Annotated in this window: 17 protein-coding genes and 1 other RNA gene; 13 read left to right on the top strand and 5 right to left on the bottom strand. The window is 39.2% G+C overall.

Features of this window, described 5'->3' with window-relative positions:
• Positions 1 to 196 precede the first annotated feature (196 nt).
• Positions 197 to 1,330: a Ni/Fe hydrogenase subunit alpha gene (locus DNK84_RS01885; RefSeq protein ID WP_268876877.1), complete on the top strand. Its 1,134-nt coding sequence runs from the start codon at positions 197 to 199 to the stop codon at positions 1,328 to 1,330.
• A gap of 94 nt (positions 1,331 to 1,424) precedes the next feature.
• Entirely contained in the window at positions 1,425 to 2,411 is a 987-nt protein-coding gene (locus tag DNK84_RS01890; RefSeq protein WP_119342888.1) for a HoxN/HupN/NixA family nickel/cobalt transporter, read from the top strand.
• Here the strand turns inward: DNK84_RS01890 and fghA are convergent.
• From fghA to DNK84_RS01905, 3 genes are all read right to left on the bottom strand, one after another.
• Complete coding sequence (gene fghA / locus DNK84_RS01895; protein WP_119342889.1) at positions 2,365 to 3,216, bottom strand: S-formylglutathione hydrolase; 852 nt, start codon at positions 3,214 to 3,216, stop codon at positions 2,365 to 2,367. The two genes, DNK84_RS01890 and fghA, sit on opposite strands and share 47 nt — an antisense overlap.
• Before the next feature lie 140 nt (positions 3,217 to 3,356).
• The gene (locus tag DNK84_RS01900; RefSeq protein ID WP_235826797.1) at positions 3,357 to 3,803 is read right to left on the bottom strand and encodes a hydrogenase maturation protease; all 447 of its coding nucleotides are present in this window, start codon (positions 3,801 to 3,803) and stop codon (positions 3,357 to 3,359) included.
• Positions 3,804 to 3,808: 5 nt separating this feature from the next.
• On the bottom strand, positions 3,809 to 4,045 hold the full coding sequence (locus DNK84_RS01905; RefSeq protein WP_119342891.1) for a hypothetical protein: 237 nt from the start codon (positions 4,043 to 4,045) through the stop codon (positions 3,809 to 3,811).
• Between the two features lie 246 nt (positions 4,046 to 4,291).
• Between DNK84_RS01905 and DNK84_RS01910 the strand changes: the two genes are divergently transcribed.
• The gene (locus DNK84_RS01910; RefSeq protein WP_162902149.1) at positions 4,292 to 4,903 is read left to right on the top strand and encodes a CvpA family protein; all 612 of its coding nucleotides are present in this window, start codon (positions 4,292 to 4,294) and stop codon (positions 4,901 to 4,903) included.
• 14 nt (positions 4,904 to 4,917) lie between these two features.
• On the opposite strand, the gene ssrS is transcribed toward DNK84_RS01910, so the two are convergent.
• A non-coding RNA gene (ssrS, locus tag DNK84_RS01915) (6S RNA) lies at positions 4,918 to 5,101 on the bottom strand.
• Positions 5,102 to 5,232: 131 nt separating this feature from the next.
• Here ssrS and DNK84_RS01920 point away from each other — a divergent pair.
• The 10 genes from DNK84_RS01920 (at position 5,233) to DNK84_RS01965 (ending at position 18,471) form a co-directional block, all read left to right on the top strand.
• The gene (locus DNK84_RS01920) at positions 5,233 to 5,805 is read left to right on the top strand and encodes a UPF0149 family protein (protein ID WP_235826798.1); all 573 of its coding nucleotides are present in this window, start codon (positions 5,233 to 5,235) and stop codon (positions 5,803 to 5,805) included.
• 5 nt (positions 5,806 to 5,810) lie between these two features.
• Positions 5,811 to 7,031 carry an FAD-dependent monooxygenase gene (locus tag DNK84_RS01925; protein ID WP_119342893.1) on the top strand — a complete coding sequence of 407 codons (1,221 nt, stop codon included), beginning with the start codon at positions 5,811 to 5,813 and terminating at the stop codon, positions 7,029 to 7,031.
• Positions 7,028 to 8,194 carry an FAD-dependent monooxygenase gene (locus DNK84_RS01930; protein ID WP_119342894.1) on the top strand — a complete coding sequence of 389 codons (1,167 nt, stop codon included), beginning with the start codon at positions 7,028 to 7,030 and terminating at the stop codon, positions 8,192 to 8,194. The genes DNK84_RS01925 and DNK84_RS01930 overlap by 4 nt, the downstream gene beginning before the upstream one ends.
• An 11-nt stretch (positions 8,195 to 8,205) precedes the next feature.
• A complete protein-coding gene (gene queA, locus DNK84_RS01935; protein ID WP_119342895.1) occupies positions 8,206 to 9,219 on the top strand; it encodes a tRNA preQ1(34) S-adenosylmethionine ribosyltransferase-isomerase QueA in 1,014 nt (337 codons plus the stop codon).
• A gap of 13 nt (positions 9,220 to 9,232) precedes the next feature.
• Positions 9,233 to 9,685: a hypothetical protein gene (locus DNK84_RS01940; RefSeq protein ID WP_119342896.1), complete on the top strand. Its 453-nt coding sequence runs from the start codon at positions 9,233 to 9,235 to the stop codon at positions 9,683 to 9,685.
• 101 nt (positions 9,686 to 9,786) lie between these two features.
• On the top strand, positions 9,787 to 11,016 hold the full coding sequence (coaBC, locus tag DNK84_RS01945; protein ID WP_119342897.1) for a bifunctional phosphopantothenoylcysteine decarboxylase/phosphopantothenate--cysteine ligase CoaBC: 1,230 nt from the start codon (positions 9,787 to 9,789) through the stop codon (positions 11,014 to 11,016).
• Entirely contained in the window at positions 11,000 to 12,997 is a 1,998-nt protein-coding gene (gene mutL / locus DNK84_RS01950) for a DNA mismatch repair endonuclease MutL (protein WP_235826799.1), read from the top strand. The genes coaBC and mutL overlap by 17 nt, the downstream gene beginning before the upstream one ends.
• An 86-nt stretch (positions 12,998 to 13,083) precedes the next feature.
• Positions 13,084 to 15,687: an alanine--tRNA ligase gene (alaS, locus tag DNK84_RS01955; protein WP_119342899.1), complete on the top strand. Its 2,604-nt coding sequence runs from the start codon at positions 13,084 to 13,086 to the stop codon at positions 15,685 to 15,687.
• Positions 15,688 to 15,721: 34 nt separating this feature from the next.
• Entirely contained in the window at positions 15,722 to 17,065 is a 1,344-nt protein-coding gene (locus DNK84_RS01960; RefSeq protein WP_119342900.1) for a TolC family outer membrane protein, read from the top strand.
• A 32-nt stretch (positions 17,066 to 17,097) separates the two neighbouring features.
• Positions 17,098 to 18,471, top strand: coding sequence for a leucyl aminopeptidase family protein (locus DNK84_RS01965; protein ID WP_119342901.1), 1,374 nt, complete (start codon positions 17,098 to 17,100; stop codon positions 18,469 to 18,471).
• Between the two features lie 73 nt (positions 18,472 to 18,544).
• Here the strand turns inward: DNK84_RS01965 and DNK84_RS01970 are convergent.
• The coding region (locus DNK84_RS01970; protein ID WP_235826800.1) for a LysR substrate-binding domain-containing protein at positions 18,545 to 18,822 on the bottom strand (278 nt) is incomplete at its 5' end.

The raw sequence follows: 18,822 nt of genomic DNA on the forward strand, positions 1-18,822 counted from the left end.
AAAGATAGAAAAACAGAAAAGAAATATGGCATTCCATCAGCTACTGGTGCGCATGCAGCTAAGATTTATCAAACGATGGGACTGTCTTTAGCAAGCACACCTTTTGTTATTGTGGATAACTCAATGTAGTGCCCTGGGTTTTGAAGGAATCCTTATAAAATAAGGCTTTCACATTCAAAAGTGTCAAAGTCGGGAAATAATTGATGCAGTGGCTCGTATTTGTGGGATTTGTCCGATGGCTTATCAAATGAGCGTTGTCACGTTGATGGAGAAAGCTTTTGAGGTTGAAGTGACGCCTTGGATCCATCGAATGCGCCGAATGATGTATTTAGGTGAATGGATGGAATCGCATTACTTGCATACGCATATTTTGGCCGCACCTGACTTTCTACAATATCGCTCGGCAATTGAAATGGCTAAGGATTTTCCTGATGAGGTTAAACGTGGTGTGAGGCTGCAGCATCTGGGTAACGATATCTTAACACTTTTTGGTGGCCGATCCGTACATCCTGGTGGTGTTAAAGTTGGTGGGTTTTATCGCGCCCCAACACATAAAGAAATCAAGAGTCTAATCCCAAGGTTAAAAGAAGCTAAAAAAGATGCAAGAGATGTTGTTAACTGGTTCGCAGGTTTACCCTTTCCAGAGGTTGAGTTTGAAGATTTAACACAAGTTGCCTTAACTGACCCAGATGGTCGTTATCCAGTGATTGCTGATTATGTTATTACCAACAAGGGTTTACAGATCCCAATTGAGCAGTGGGATCAGTATTTTGATGAGTTTCATGTCCCGCAATCAACAGCATTACATTCAACCAAAGATGGAAAACCTTATCTGACCTCACCACTATCACGATTGAATCTTAATTTTGATAAGCTGCCGCTTGAGGTCCAAGCGTTGGCAAATAGCACGGGGGTGAATTTTCCAAGCAATAATATCTTTCATAGCATCTTAGCTCGTGGCATTGAGTGCTATTATGCTATCGGTGAAATTTTGAACATTTGTGAAAACTATCAATACCCAGAGAGATCTTACGTTGATGTGGCTTTCAAGGCAGGAAAAGCCTGGGGAGCCTCTGAGGCACCAAGAGGTATTCAAATTGACTATTTTGAGTTTGATGATAAGGGTAGAGCAACCAAAATTCGTATTACGCCACCAACAGCGCAAAACCTGGCCTGTATGGAAGCAGATCTGCGCCAGTCACTGACAAAGTTTGGTTTAGACCAATCAGATGATGCGCTTCGTCTGCATGCTGAAATGGTGATTCGCAATTATGACCCATGTATTTCCTGCTCAGCACATTTTTTAACATTAAATGTCACCCGAAAATAAGTTTAATCGTATGCAGATGTCATCAAACGTATATGCCGTAAAAATGTGTTTTATTTGGCTAACGATATGGAATTGGGTAAAGGAGTGACTTAAGGTGTATTTCCGTTATTTTCGTAATTTTTTTGTGATAAGCCTTGTTATCTGGCTTGTGTTTATTATGCTTTTTTTAAATCATATCTACATATTATTAATGATTGTTACTGCCTTTTTTCTGGGCTTGCGACATGGGTTCGATGCCGATCATATTGTGGCAATCGATAATGTAACTCGTCAATTAGCAACAAACGATAAAAATAGTATTACTACAGGGTTGTTCTTTGCTTTAGGGCACTCAAGCATCGTCTTGTTATTAACACTCTTAATCGTTTTTGGGGTAAAGGTTTTTCAGTCACAAAGTGCAAGTATTTTACACATCGGTGGAATTATTGGCACATTAGTCTCAGTAACTTTTTTATGGGTAACAGGTGGGATTAACCTGGCATCGCTGATTCAATTAAAGCATTATCAAAAAAGCAAGACCAACTTACATCCAGGTTGTCATGGCAGTACACTATTAAACAGAGTGTTTGCCTCTGTTATTAGCCTTGTTGATCGACCTGGCAAAATGTATGTTGTCGGTTTTCTGTTTGGTCTTGGGTTTGATACCGCAACAGAAATTGGGCTTTTAGGTCTAGCAGCTTCCTCCGCAGTTTCAGGTGAGCCAATTATGTTTATTCTGGCTTTACCTGTGGCTTTTGCAATAGGAATGATCTTAATTGATTCGATTGACGCAGCATTGATAGGTAAGGCTATTGAATGGTCTAAAATAGATAGCAGGCGCTATTTTCGTTATAACGTAATCATCGTTGCGATCGTTTTTATTTCATCGATGGTGATTGGCCTTATTGAGCTTTTAAGTTTATTAAGCCTTAAATCTGCAACATTTGGCTTGGTAATATTACATTTCTTTGAGCAAAATTCACCGTGGATTGGTGGTAGCATCATGGGTATGATTGCTTTGATTGCAGGGATAGTATTACTAAGGAGGAATAAATTTATTGCTGTAAATATTGCCAGTGAAAATCCAGGTGATCATCAATAAAGGTCGAAATAAAATAATAACTGTGATCATAACCATGTTGATATCGCAGTGTCAGTGGGTAGTTTTTTTCTTTGGCAGCAAGCTGTAAGGATTGTGGTCTTAGTTGGGTTTCAAGAAATTGATCATCATCACCTTGGTCAACTAATATTGGTACAGGCCTTGATTGACCATTAAGGTTTTGTATTAAAATCGTGGCGTCATATTCTGCCCAATGTGCTTTGTCATCACCTAGATAATGTGAGAAGGCTTTTTGCCCCCATGGTACTTGTGTTGGATGACAAATTGGACTAAAGGCTGAGGCTGATGCGAATTTATCTGGATTTCGTAAAGCAAGTATTATTGCCCCATGTCCACCCATTGAATGACCGCAAATAGCTTGCTTGGGCTGAAAATGAAAGTGTTTGTTGATGATTTCTGGCAGCTCATGTAATACATAATCATACATTTGATAATGTTGCTTCCAGGGATCTTGAGTTGCATTGACATAAAATCCAGCACCATGGCCTAAATCATAGGCTTTATCTGGATCATCTGGCACTTCATCACCACGTGGGCTTGTATCTGGTGCAACAATTACCAGGCCCAATTCAGCAGCTTTTTTAAAAGCGCCTGCTTTTTGCATGAAATTCTCCTCAGTGCAGGTTAGCCCCGATAGCCAATACAGTACAGGCGGGTTTTTGGTTTTATATTCTGGCGGCAAAAAAACCGCAAACCGCATCGTACAGTTGGTAACATCAGATCGATGAGAAAACTGCTGGTGCAGCCCACCAAAGCATTTATTTTGATTGAACATTTCTAAAAGCATGTCGCCATTTCCTTTTGCCTATGATTTTTCACAACTTGTATAATAGGCTAAATAAGCTAGTTTCGTCAAAGGTGAGTTTATTTGTAATGTAGCCAAAGCCGCACAACAACAATAAAAACAGCAGTATCAAATTCAATACATTATTTCAGATTTTTCATGATTTTACATGCAATGGGGCTGATTTGCGCTTTAATTTCATTGGATAGGATGTCATCTTTTTGGGTGATGCGCTTGATCTGTACGCCGTAAAATTTGATATGATTAATTGGATAATTCAGTGCTTGTGCTAATGCTAAAGAGGGGGCAATGCCAATACTATGAGATGAGAAAAAACCATGAAAATCAATGATATCACCCGCGGATAAGGTGAAATGCTGTCCGATGGGCGCTTTGGCATTTACAGCATCAACTAACATAACTTTCTGAAAGTCCTGTTCAATAAAACGTAATAAATTTAACCCAGGGCGATCGACAATTTTAACCTGAATGTTTTCATCCTTGACGCTATTTTGCAATTCTTCAGCGACTTTCCAGCCAAACTGGTCATCAGCAAAAGGTGAGCCAATGCCTAGTACAAGGGTTTTCAATGGAATTACTCTCTTAATTTTTTAAACCATTTATACCGAAAGGTGTTAATACTGGCATCGATTAAAAAAAAGATCACCGCAAGCGCTGGTGATAAAGCCTCTCCAGTGACAAGGTATAAGAAAAGCGCAAAAATCAAGATAAAGATCAACGAGCGAACAGCAGCCTTAGCACCATTTAGCTTAAAAAGCTCGATGTGTGTCATATTGGCTTGTTTGTCGATATCTTGTGGGTTTGTTTTCATCGTATTTTTTATAGTAAATGCCTGTCAAATATACAGCGTCATTATAACATGAATAGTGGCGAATCCAAAATGCAAAGCAAATACTTACATGTATAAAAACTAAGCTACGTAAAGTATTTTATGGTTTGCATGAGCTATAGATAGCATTAAAATTGGTTAAAATGATATGCAACTATATAAAAAACATCAAGAAAACCTTATTATGAGATTATTCGATGGATGGTAATAAGTTTTAGGAGTTTAGTCGTGGATACGTTAGTAGCACTTAACTGGTTGGATTGGTGCTTTCTTGCGGTGATTATTATCGTTGGACTGTTTGGCTTCTCCCAAGGGTTTATCAAGGGGCTTATTTCACTTTTAACCTGGCTGGTTGCCTTTATTTTAGCTTATTTTTTCGCCGAAAGTATAAAGGTGCATTATACCGAGCACTGGTTTAGCTCGCAAGAAGTCGCTTTTTGGGTGGCTTTTTTCAGTATTATTGTCATCGTTGTGATTATTGGCAGTATTCTTCGTTTCTTGCTGTCAATGTTAAAAAAGGACACACAATCACTAACGGATCGATTGCTTGGTTTTTTATTTGGGATTGCCAAGGCAATATTGGTTCTAAGCTTGGTCGTTGGTGTTTTAAGTTATAACAAAACCGTTGTAAAACAAGCTTCCTGGAGTGACTCTGTGCTTGTTCCCTGGCTTGTGAAAGGTGCTGTTTGGATCGATCATAAACTTCCTAAAGAAATGCATCAAAAGCTGCATGATAATAGTATTTATAACGCATCTGATCGTGAACCGGTGGATCGTGATAAATCTAAGGTAGAACCTGGTAATGGTAAATCAGCTGAGGAATTAAAAGCAATTGGTTAATGAAGCTTTGAATAGTGTTGCCCGTAGCTGCCGCTGCTTACATGGTTCTTGAACCCTCAAGAACCAGGTGGGTACAGTCATCGCTTCGTTGGGCGTCTCAGTTATATCTGAGCTTGCACACTTGAAGCAATATACCTGTTCCCTTTTTTATATGCATCGGCTCAAGACTGTAAAAACTGGCTAACAGCACAGGCAACACTAACTTTTACACCTTCAATCATAGAATTATATATGCTTGAGTGCAAGTGATTTATTATAAAAAAAAAGAGATTAAATAAGCAGACAATGGTAGGATAATGGCATATCACAAAAAAAATCGTTAATAAAAAATGATGTCAAATAATAAACAAAAACTGCCAGGATACCAGCAGGTTACCGAGGCTTTAAGAAAAATCAATGCACTATCAGAAGCTTCTGAAGCGCATGCCTTACTTTGTGCTTTATTTACTGTTGGTGCTGAGGTAAGAATCCAGGCCTGGATGGACTCATTGATGGCAGGTCCGATTGAAACAGGTGATATCATGGCAGCACCTTCTTTGGAAGTGTTAAAGCAGCTGTATCAAACCGCAAAGCAGCAGTTTCATACAAATAGCTTAAGCTTTGATTTACTGTTACCTGACGATGAAAAACCTTTTTATCAGCGCATTGATGCATTGGCAATGTGGTGTCAGGGATACCTCTCGGGTCTTGGCTTGATGGAGATTGACTTCTCCAAAGGCTCAAGTGAAGTGCAAGAAGCCGTAAGTGATTTGATTGATATGTCAAGACTGCAATATGATGATGAAGTGACAGGGCGCCAAGAAGAAGAACGTGCATACATGGATCTGGTTGAGTATACAAAGGTTGCCGTATTGCTAATCCACAGCGAATTTGGTGTTAAGGCAAAACAACAAGGTGCTTGATATAGATGTCTAGTCAAAAGCAATCGATTGCTATTGTAGGTGGTGGTGCTGTTGGCATGATGCTGGCAGTTGCCTTATCAAAATTGGATTGTGATTTTTCGATTACTTTGATTGAAAAAGTTAACTTATCTGCCTTAGCGCAGGATCAGCGTGCTATTGCTTTGTCTTATGCCTCTGTCAATATGTTAAATACATTGGGATTATGGACGCATATCAAAGCTTACGCACAGCCTATTTTCCATATCCATGTATCCGACAAAGGTGCTTATGGTCAAACAAGGCTTCATGCAGAAAATGAAAATCTTCCCTTTTTAGGGGTGATTGTGAAAATGTCTTATATTATTAAGGCATTACTAGATGCTTTGCAAAAAACAACGGTTGATTTTTCAGATAACACGACTGTCCAATCCCTTGATAAAAAAAATGATCGCTATATGCTTTATCTGGAAAAGAACAATACATGCAAAGCGCTGCATCCTGATTTGATTATTGGTGCAGATGGTTCAGAATCCTTTGTTAAAAAGGCGGTTGGCATTGATTCTAAGATTAAGTTGTATCATCAATCAGCTGTTGTCTTTGATGTCGAGCTTAAAAGGGACCATGAAGGTTGGGCTTATGAGCGGTTTATCAACAGTGGTGTGATGGCGATGTTACCGCTTTGTAATAAACAAAGCAGTTGTGTATGGACGATGTCACCTGATGAGGCAGAAGCCTTTGTGCAGCTTTGTGACAGGCAGCAGTTGCAAAAAGCACAGCATACTTTTGGTTATCGGCTTGGACAGTTTATGCATATCACCCGCCCTAAAGCATTTCCTTTACGGTTGGTTATGGCTAAAAAACTTTATCAGGACAATGTATTGCTATTTGGCAATGCTGCACATTTTCTGCACCCAGTATCAGGTCAGGGATTGAATTTGAGCATGCGTGATATTGGTGTGTTATATGATTTATTGTACCAATACCCACAGATTGACCAAAAAAACACCCTAAACCAGTTGCTTTGTCGCTATACAGAATTACGCCAAAGTGATCACATGCGTACAGCCAAAGTGACAGATGGCCTGGTTAATCTTTTTGTGAAAGCGGGTAAAGCAAGTAAGCACTTTAGAAGTGTGGGCTTACATTTATTGCAACGAGATCATTTTGCAAAAAAAGCCTTAAGTCATTTGATGATGGGAAAATGGGCATATGGCTCAACGTTATTGCAAAAAAAGGTGGATGAATGAAATTTGATGTGGTTGTTGTAGGTGGCGGCATGGTCGGCCTTTCTTGCGCTGTTGGCTTAAGATTACATGATTTGAACGTTGCTGTTATTGAAGCCTCTGGCATGAACCCAAAAAATCCGGTAAAAGTTCCAGGGCGTGTCAGTGCAATTAACAATGCCTCAAAACATTTGCTTATGCGTTTAGGGGTATGGCAAGATATTGTTAACAGTGCTATTTCGCCATATCATCAGATGTCTGTGTTTGATCAAAATGCTGCAGCAAATCTTTCATTTAATGCTGCAGATATTGCTGCATCAAACTTAGGTTATATTATTGAGAATGACATTATTATCAATTGTTTGCAGTCTAAAGCGAAAAGGCTTGGGGTCGATTTATTAGATAATGAGAAAATTATTCAAATCGAACAAAATAGCCAAAATATATTGACATTAGCCAGTGGGAAAAAGCTTATAACACCTTTAATCATAGGTGCTGATGGCGCAAATTCTTTTATTCGACAACATTTTCAATTTCCTTTTGATACTAAAGCCTATGGCCATAGTGCTATTGTGGCTACTTTACAAACACAAAAGCCACATCAGCAAACGGCTTACCAGTGGTTTACGAAAACGGGGATTTTAGCTTTTTTGCCACTTCCTGATGCCAACCAGGTGTCTATTGTGTACTCACAAAATACAGATGAATCCGCGCAGTCCATGAAAGAGGATAATGATATATTTGAGGTAAAGCTTGCCAAGGCAAGTAACCATCAATTAGGTTGTTTGCAGCTATTAAATAAACGACAAAGTTTTCCGCTTGTAGCGCGCCATGCAAAACATTACTACCAAAAGGGCGTTGTGTTAATCGGTGATGCAGCGCATACCATTCATCCCTTGGCAGGTCAGGGTGTTAATTTGGGTTTTGCGGATGTGGCGGCACTTGTCAAAGTGATTGCTGAAGCTAAAGAACGACATCGTGATTATGCGCATATCAGCACGTTAAGTGCTTTTGAGCGTGAAAGGCATTTTGAGAATAAAATGATGTTATATTCAATGAAAGCGATTAAGGAAATTTTTGGTAGCCATAATCTGCTTTTAAAATCTTTACGTGGGATTGGGGTAAACCTTGTTGATAGAACATCCTGGTTAAAGCGTTTTTTTATACATCAAGCGATGGGGGAATAAATAAATTACCAATGAAGACTGATATTTTTGATTATGATTTACCAGCTGATCGCATTGCGCGTTATCCAGCACAAAGACGTGACCAAAGCCGGCTTTTGGTGTTAGATCGACAAACTGAGCGTTTAAGTGATCGCGTTTTTAGTGATATTATTGATGAAATAAACAAAGGCGACTTAGTTGTATTTAACAATAGTCGTGTCATGGCGTCCAGGATTTATGGTACAAAGCCAACAGGCGCAAAACTTGAATTTTTAATTGAAAAAGTGATTGATGATCGCACAGTAGTCAGCCATATTCGTGCCAATAAAGCACCTAAAATTGACTCAGAAGTTTTCCTGGGTGATTACCGGGCTTGTGTATTGGATAAAGATAATGGCTTGTATCATTTAAAGCTTTTAGATAGTGATATATGGCAGATTATGGAAACGCACGGGCATATGCCATTGCCACCTTATATGAAACGTGAAGATGAGACGCTGGATATTGAGCGCTATCAAACTGTTTATAGTAAGCTTTTGGGCTCAGTGGCTGCCCCAACGGCAGGATTGCATTTTACGAATGAGTTGATAGAAAAAATTCAAGCCAAAGGTGCAAAAATTGCCTATGTAACTTTACATGTTGGTTCAGGAACATTTAAGCCAGTGCAGGTTGAAGATATAACCCAGCACAACATGCATGTTGAATTGATTGATGTGCCTTTATCCGTTTGCCAGCTAGTTAAAGATACTAAAGCGCAAAATGGTCGGGTTATTGCTGTTGGTACCACCTCTGTGCGATCACTGGAAACCGCAGCGATCTCAGGTGAAATAAAACCTTTTTACGGGGAAAGTGATATCTTCTTATATCCGGGGAAGTCTTTTAACGTTGTTGATGCCATGATAACAAACTTTCATTTGCCCAAATCAACATTAATCATGTTGGTAAGTGCTTTCTCATCTATTGATATGATTCAAAAGGCGTATCAACACGCGATTGATAAAAAATACCGTTTTTACAGCTATGGCGATGCGATGTTTATTAAATAAAAAGGAGGCTTGTATGCGATTGATTATAAAACATGCTTTATCAATGTTGGCTTGCTGTATGCTTATTAGTAACCTGTTTGCAGCAGATGATTCACAATCTGCTACCAATAATACCAAGGTTATTTCATCTGGCGATAAATCCTTATCACTTACTGAGCAATTAAGTGGGGTCTCGCCACCGGTTGAAAAACAAAAACCCCAAGTCGCTCAAGTTGTTGATAGTACACCAAGCTTTGTGGGGAATGAGGCTGAAATTGCTGATTTACAGCGTCAGTTGCAAAATGCATTTAATAACGCGGATAAAGAAGCGAAAGATTTTAGCAAACCGCAACAATATATGTTGTTTTTACTCTATAAACAAGCGCAACAGAATCAGTTGATACTAAAACAGAATAACGAAATCATTCTGTCTCTTCGCCATATTGAACAGCAAAATGCGCAATTGTTGAGCAAGAAAAAATATTAACTGTGTAACAGCAAATTTAATCAATGATAAGCCAGCAGTATTTTACTTAAACCGCAATATCTTTTATGATAAAGCTACTTGAATCGTTGAAATTGTAATAAATGAAAAATATCCTGCTGTGCGTAACAGGAAGTATCGCTGTCTATAAAAGTGTTGAGTTGGTGCGCTTATTCATCAAAAGCGGCTATTGCGTTAAGGTTGTGATGACATCAGGTGCAAAGAAATTTGTAACGCCACTGACTTTTGAATCGATAAGTGCACACCCTGTTTATGATGATACTTTTAGCTATACAGATGACCCTATTGAGCATATTGATCTTGCGCGCTGGGCAGATTTGGTTGTTATTGCACCGGCATCAGCTAATACCATTGCCAGGCTTGCCTGTGGACTGGCAGAAGACCTTTTGGGTAATATTGTGCTGGCATGTAATAAAAAAATCATGTTAGCACCGGCAATGAATCGTTACATGTGGCAAAACAGCGTTGTTCAGGAAAATGTGCAAAAACTCGTTGATAGAGGGTTTGTATTATTATCTCCCCAAGAAGGTGAACAGGCCTGTGGCGATGTTGGGTTGGGGCGCTTAATGGAGCCTTTGGATATTCTTAAAATAGTTGAAGATCAACATGCTGGCTCACAAGATAATAATCGATGTGTTGTGATTACCGCAGGGCCAACCATTGAGGCAATTGACCCGGTGCGATATATTTCAAATCACAGCTCTGGAAAGATGGGTTATGCCTTGGCAGAAAGCTTTAAATCTAAAGGGTGGCAAGTGATACTAATCTCAGGCCCAACAAGGCTTTCAAAGCCACAGGGCATGGTTTTTATTGAGGTGGAAACGGCACAACAAATGTATGAAGCAGTACATGAGCATATTGCTAAGGCAGATGTTTTTATTGCCGCCGCGGCGGTTGTTGATTATCGCATGAAAACCCAGCAAGGGCAAAAAATTAAAAAATCGGATGACAATGATAGTCTGTCTTTGGAGCTGGTAAAGAATAAAGATATTTTAAAAAGTGTCTCACTGATGGATAATCGGCCCTTTTGTGTTGGTTTTGCCGCAGAGACACACCATGCAGAGCAAAACGCCCAGACAAAAATTAAAATAAAAAAACTTGATATGTTGGTGCTTAATCAGGTTGATATAAATAGTGGATTTCCTTTTTATGCGACAGATAATAAAGTGGATATCTATAATCACCTTGGGGCGCAAATAGCATCATTGGCAGTTATGTCCAAAAAGGAAGTGGCAATGAAGATTGCTCACTTAGTTGAACATGCTTTACAAGACAAAGAACAAGTACAGGAAGATGATGTTACGAAGGATTAAAGTTTTACCGACACAGCTATCCAATCAAATTGCAGCAGGCGAAGTGGTTGAGAGACCTTCTTCGGTTGTCAAGGAGCTGCTTGAAAATGCAATTGATGCTGGTGCTACAGATATCAGTATTACGCTCGATCATGGTGGTAAAGAGCGGATTAAAATTCAAGATAATGGCAATGGTATTATTAAAGATGATTTAGCGTTAGCTTTGCATCCGCATGCAACAAGTAAAATATATTCACTAAGTGAGCTTGAAGCAATTCAAAGCATGGGATTTCGTGGTGAGGCGCTGGCAAGTATTGGGTCAATTGCCAAGGTTAAAATCACCTCAAAAACGACAGATAATAATCATGCATGGTGCGTTGATAATCAACAACAAAATGGCGTTTTCCCTGCTTCTCACAACACAGGAACAACGGTTGAGGTAGAATCACTGTTTTATAATACACCAGCCAGGCGAAAATTTTTAAAGGCTGAGCGCACAGAATATGCGCATATTGATGACTTATTAAAAAAATTCTTGCTGTGTTATTTTGATATTGCTTTTACGCTTTATCACAATGGCAAAAAAATCAAACATTTTCCGGTGGCAGATTCTATTGAAAAACAACAAAAACGAATCGCACAGGTTTGCGGGGAAGAATTTATTGGCCATGCAATTGTGATCGATGTAGAAAATATGGGGTTAAAATTGCAAGGATGGGTAGCGAAACCGCAATTTTCCAAGTCACGTGCGGATTTGCAATATTTTTATGTCAATGGACGCATTATTAAAGACAAGCTTGTGACTCATGCGGTTAAACAGGCGTATAAAGATGTGCTGCACCATCAGCGTTATCCTGCATTTATTTTATATTTTTCTATCGATCCTGCATCAGTTGATGTCAATGTACATCCAACCAAGCATGAGCTTCGTTTTCGCGAATCACGTCTTGTGCATGATTTTTTATTTGGCAAAATCCATCATGCATTAGCCCATACCAAACCGACAGATGAAACAGAAACGACAAATACACATCATATGGCAGAAGATACATCAGTTTTTAATCATCGCGATTTATCTTCAAAGCAGAATAAAGCCTTGTCTTTTTCAGAGGTCAAAGCGGGGATTAATGGCTATGATGCGATGAAGCTTTATCAGGATGTGATCGGCACTCATCATAACAAAGGGTATGGCAGTGGATCTCAGTATAAGGGACAAATAGAAGAAAATAAGTCCTTTATATCAGAGCAAACCCAAGTGAAAAAAGAAGATATCTGGCAGCAGGCAGTACAGACACAAATCCCGCTAACAGCCAGTGATACAGAAAGTATAGATTATAAAATGCAACAGCAAACATCAGAAGTTGTTGATCATGAGGTAGACTTGTCGGATGATCATAAACCAAAATCGCATGATGGTGATTATCGTTTGGGCTTTGCCATTGGACAGCTGCATGGGGTGTATATTTTAAGTCAGACACAAAATGGCATGATTGTTGTGGATATGCATGCTGCACATGAGCGGATACTTTATGAGCATATTAAGCAGCTGTGGCATGCGCAAAAGCCAGTGTCACAAAGCTTGTTGGTACCGATTACCTGTCAGATGTCAAGTGCAGATATAAGCATTCTGCAAACCCATGAACCTGAGCTTACAAAGCTTGGATTTTGCCTGGCAAGCTTAGGAGATACTACGATTGTGGTCAGAGAAATTCCAGTATATTTAAAAAACAATGATATTCCAGGGTTGCTTATCAATATTGCGCATGATTTGATGCGCTTCGAGCAGCAAAGCAATACAGAGGAATATGTAAATGCAATTTTAGCAAGTATGTCTTGCCATAAAGCAGTGCGTGCCAATGATCTTTTAAGTATTCAAGAAATGAATTATTTATTACGGCAAATGGAGCAGACACTGCGGGCTGATCAATGTAATCATGGCCGGCCTACCTGGGTGGGAATGTCTATGACAGATTTAGATAAACTGTTTATGCGTGGGCAATAAAACGGTAAAATCAATTGTGAAGATCAGGTGGTTCATAGTAAACTACACTTTGGCGAAAAATAAGTAAAAATATGTAAGAAAACGTTATGATGACAACGAACGAAATACGACAATCCTTTATTGATTTTTTCACTGAGCATGGGCATCAGCATGTTACAAGTGCATCATTGATCCCAACTAATGATGATACTTTGCTATTTACAAATGCAGGTATGGTACAGTTTAAGGATGTTTTTTTAGGTGCTGATAAGCGTGATTATAATAAAGCGGTCAGTGTGCAAAAGTGTGTACGTGCTGGTGGTAAGCATAATGATTTGGAAAATGTGGGCTATACCGCAAGACATCATACCTTTTTTGAGATGCTTGGAAATTTTAGTTTTGGCGATTATTTTAAGCGTGATGCTATTTTCTATGCTTGGCGTTTTCTAACAGAAGTTTTATCTCTGCCGAAAGAAAAACTATGGGTGACCGTTTATGAAAAAGACCAGGAGGCTGAAGCGATCTGGTTGAATGAAATTGGGGTGGATCCAGCACGATTTTCAAAAATCGGAGAAAAAGATAATTTCTGGTCTATGGGTGATACAGGCCCTTGTGGGCCGTGCACCGAGATTTTTTATGATCATGGTGAATCTGTTGCTGGAGGCCCGCCGGGTACGCCAGAGGAGGATGGTGATCGTTATATTGAGATCTGGAATCTTGTGTTTATGCAGTATAATCGCTTAAAAGATGGCACTTTGGTTTCATTACCTAATCCTTCTGTTGATACCGGGATGGGACTTGAGCGTTTAGCTGCTGTACTGCAAGGGGTGCACAGTAATTATGAAATTGATACATTTCAAAAGCTGATTACCGCAGCAGCAGAGATTGTTGGCACAAAAGATATAAACGCACCTTCATTGAAAGTCATTGCTGATCATATTCGTGCTTGTGCTTTTTTGGTGGCTGATGGTGTGTTGCCTTCAAATGAAGGACGTGGTTATGTGTTAAGACGTATTATTCGTCGTGCAGCGCGACATGGGTATAAATTAGGTGCGAATGATGTTTTCTTTTTTAAACTTGTCAATGCATTGGTTATTGAAATGGGGCAGGCCTATCCTGAACTTTCACAAAAGCAGGCATTTATTGAGGTGACACTCAAGCAAGAAGAAGAGCAGTTTCAAAAAACGCTAAGTCATGGAATGAAGATTTTTGAGCAGGAAATCTCCGGGCTTGATGGTGATGTGATTCCAGGGAAGCTTGCTTTTAAACTCTATGACACTTATGGCTTTCCACTGGATTTAACGGCAGATATCGCGCGTGAGCGAGGATTGCATGTTGATGTGAAATCGTTTGATATGCATATGTTGCAACAAAAAAATAAAGCCAAGTCTGCCAATAAATTTAATGTGGATTATAATCAGATGATGGTCACGGATGTAAAGAGTGCTTTTGTAGGGTATTCCTTGCTGGTTTCTGATGCAATCGTTGCTGATATTTACCATAATAATCAGAAGCTTAATAAGCTTGAAAAGGGGCAAGATGGTGTAATTATCCTGGATAAAACGCCTTTTTATGCTGAATCTGGTGGCCAAATTGGTGATAAGGGGGTTATTGAAGCACTTGGTGCAACATTTGAAGTGCATGATACACAAAAAACAGGACAGGCAATTTTACATATTGGTAAAGTAACAAAGGGTGCATTTGCCATTGATGATGAAGTTACCGCGCAGGTCAACACAGACAAGCGCGTAAAAACAGCATTAAATCATACGGCAACACATCTTCTTCATGCGGCTTTACGACAAATTGTTGGTGGTCATTTAGAGCAAAAAGGCTCATTAGTTGAACCAGGAAGATTGCGTTTTGATTTTTCTAACCCTTCTGCAGTAACAAGATCGCAGTTAAAAGCAGTTGAACGCTTAGTGAACCAGGTTATTCGACAAAACTTAGCGGTTGAAACCATAGAGACAACACCTGATCATGCTAAAGATATGGGTGCCATGGCGCTTTTTGGTGAAAAATATGGTGACATTGTTCGTGTATTAAAAGTTGGCGATTTTTCTATTGAGCTTTGTGGTGGGACGCATGTCAGACAAACAGGTGATATAGGCTTTTTTAAGATTACGGGTGAGTCCGGCATTTCAGCAGGTATCAGACGCATAGAGGCTGTGACAGGACAAAGTGCTGAGAACTATGTGGATGCCCAGGAAGAAACGCTTAATACGATTCATGAGCTGTTAAAATCAACGGATGATAATGTGCTTGATAAGTTAATCAAGTTGCAAAATCAACTAAAAGAGCAAGATAAACAGATCAAAAAAATAAAATCTCAGCTAGCCTTAGGCAGTGCAAGTACATTACAGGAAAAAATAATTGATGACACGTTTTTGATTTTTGGTGTGCTTGATAATGTGGATATGAGCGTATTGCGTGATAAAATTGATCAGTACAAGGCGCAAAAAAAACAGGTAATTGTTGCATTGGCGACGCAAAAGGATGATAAAGCGCAGATTGCAGTGGGTGTTAGTCAATCTATCTGTGCGCAAGTTAAAGCTGGTGAGCTTGCGAATTTCATTGCAAAACAAGTTGATGGGAAAGGGGGTGGTCGCCCTGATATGGCGCAAGCCGGTGGCAATAATCCACAAAACTTACCAAATGCAATGGCATCTGTTGGTGACTGGGTTCAACAAAAATTGACCTCATTGGCATGAGCGTTGACAATTAAAAATAGATTGGGAAAAAGGTATGGCCTTTAAAACAAAGATATTAGTATTGTTGGTAACTTCATTTGTCGCAACAGGTGCGATAGCAAAATCACAACCATCGGCAGATTTAATCCAAGTATATGAACAGGCTTTACAAAGTTCTCCAGAATATAAGGCTAATTTTTATACTATGCAATCCACAAAAGCGGGCCAGTCTATTTCATTGGGCGCATTGCTACCCAATATTGCCTTAAGCGCAACAGCAGAGCAAAATTACCTTCAGTATCAAGGATTAAGCACACAGACTTTTCGCAATTATGGGGCGACAATCAATTTAACTCAGACGCTTTTTGATTATAATGCCTATCAAAGTTATGAAGCATCAAAGAAGACAAGTCTGCAGGCACAGGCAACTTACAAAGGGCAAAAGCAGCAGTTTATTTTAGATTTTGCCAGTGCTTATTTTAATGTATTAAATGCCAAAGAACAGTTGAGCTTTTCCAAAGCAAATTTAAAAGCAGTGAAAAGTGCTTTGGATCAATCACAGCAAAAGCTTGATGTTGGTATGGCAACTGAGGTAGATGTTAAAACATCACAGGCAAATTACTACAGCGCTTTAGCACAGGTTACCTCGGCAGAGAACACATTGAAAACCGCCTATGCATCACTTTATCAATACACCGGAATTGAATATCAAAATTTAGCAGATTTGTATAAAGATTTGCATTTTACTTTACCTGAGCCTGATAATATTCATTATTGGGTAGAACAAGGACAGCAAAACAACCCCAATATATGGTCAAATATTTATCAACAACAAGCAGCAGAAAATACAATCCAGGCAGCAACTGGTTCTTTATTGCCAACAGTAAGCCTTGAAGCGCAATATAACGTTAATGATTATAAAGGTAGTACAACTGGGCTTGCACTTGCATCTTTAACGCCAGGCAATGTCAGAGGTGGGTATATTGGGCTGGATTTTAGCTGGAATATCCTAAATGGGGGCAGTGATTATGCAACGCGCAAACAAGCAGCTTTTGACTATCAAGCTGCACAGTTTAATACCCTGGACCAAAGACGAACAATCAAACAGAATATCCAAAACGATTTTTATAATGTGGTTTCAGAAGTTAAGCAAATCCAGGCACTGAAACAGGCAGTTGTTGCAGCACAATATGCTTATAACCAATATGAGGCGCGTTTTAAAGTAGGAAATGCAACGATTACAGATGTGTTAAATCAGTTGCAAAAACTTTATCAAAGCCAATCAAACTTGGCACAAGCAAAGTATGATTATATTGTAAATGTCTTACAGTTGAAATTAGATGCAGGCACATTGTCTGAAAAAGATATTAATATTTTTAATACATGGTTAGATCATTAAATCAAAGTCTAAAGAAATTTATAGGGGAAAAAATGGCATTTTCTTGCTTTTATAAAACGCGAAAAACGCAAGCGATCCGCTTGAGTGTTATTCCAGAAAAAAAATATAAAACCTGGTTGCAGGACCAAGATGCATTGCTTGTGAATTACTTAACAAGTCTTACTTTTGAAGCAATTGCCGGTAACTATGTGAAAATTGCAGATCAAAATGGACATTTTATACAGGTTGTTTTAATTGTATCAGCAGATGATATGTGGATGTTAGGGGATATCTCCAAAAAACTTCCAGCCGGAGACTATATACTGGATGATCCTTATGAATGTGCAGACTCAGAGGATGTTTATTTGGGGTTTGGGCTTGGATGTTATCAATTTTCACATTACAAATCAAAAAAACCAGCTAAACGCATGAAGCTTTATCTGCCAAAAGTCTATAGTCACGTAGAAAAAACACTGCGTGCAATTTACTTAACCAGAGATATGATTAATACCCCGGCTGAAGACATGGGTCCTGCTGAGATTGCGCATCAAGCCCAGAAGTTAGCGCAAACTTTCTCGGCAAGCTTTAGTGAGATAACAGGGCAGACATTAAAACAACGTTATCCTGGTGTGTATACGGTTGGGCGGGCCAGTACGCGTGCGCCTCGTGTCGTAAAAATTCATTGGGGAGATAAAAGCAATCCCCACATTGTTCTTGTTGGAAAAGGTGTTGCTTTTGACACCGGTGGTTTGGATATCAAGCCTTCCAGCGGTATGTTATTAATGCATAAGGATATGGGGGGTGCTGCACATGTATTAGGTTTGGCGCGCTTGATTATGGATAGACAATTACCAGTTTATTTAACGGTTGTTATTCCTACGGTTGATAATGCAATAAGTGGTGACGCTTATCGCCCAAGTGATATTATTACCATGGCAAATGGTTCAACGGTTGAAATCAGTAATACCGATGCCGAAGGTCGTGTCATTATGGCTGATGTTTTATATGAAGCATCCAATTTATCACCAGATCTTTTAATTGATTTTGCCACACTAACAGGTGCAGCAAGAGTCGCGGTAGGTACTGAGATTGCTGCGTTTTTTTGTAATAATCAGAAGCTGGCAAAACTTATAGAGCAATCATCTGAAACAACACAAGATCCTGTTTGGCGTATGCCATTATATCAGCCTTATAAAAAGCTGCTTAAAAGCGATGCTGCAGACATGAAAAATTGCGCGCTTGGCGCTTATGCAGGTAGTATTACAGCCGCGCTGTTCTTAGAGACATTTATCGAGAAAAACACAAACTGGTTGCATTTTGATATGATGGGGTGGAATGTTCAGGAGATGCCAGGGCGGCCAAAAGGAGGAGAAGCCATGGGGGTCAGAGCTGTATTTGATATGTTGGCAAAAAAATATCTGGAATGATTGCACAATAACCTAAAAAGTAGTCAGATAACAATGCTCAATAACATACCTAATACATGTTACTTAACATTTATCAGTCGCTGTAGCCAGTAAGTTTTCTTAGCTTTTGTTTAAAAAACGTCGCGCACAATTGTACTTTGGACTGTGATAGTGGCTGTTTTGTAATAATATAAATGGGAAGTTTTGGTATTTGGAAGTCTTGTAAAACAGGCACTAATGTTTGTTGTTGAATGGCTTTGGCCACAGTAAAAGAAGGAAGGTAAGTGATTCCCAGGCCAGATTTTGCCATTTCTAATAAAGCCATTGATGAGCTGGCATAAAAGTGTGGTTTTATCGTAACCGCTCCATAAA

The organism is Facilibium subflavum (genome assembly GCF_003574485.1).
Lineage (GTDB): Bacteria > Pseudomonadota > Gammaproteobacteria > Francisellales > Francisellaceae > Facilibium > Facilibium subflavum.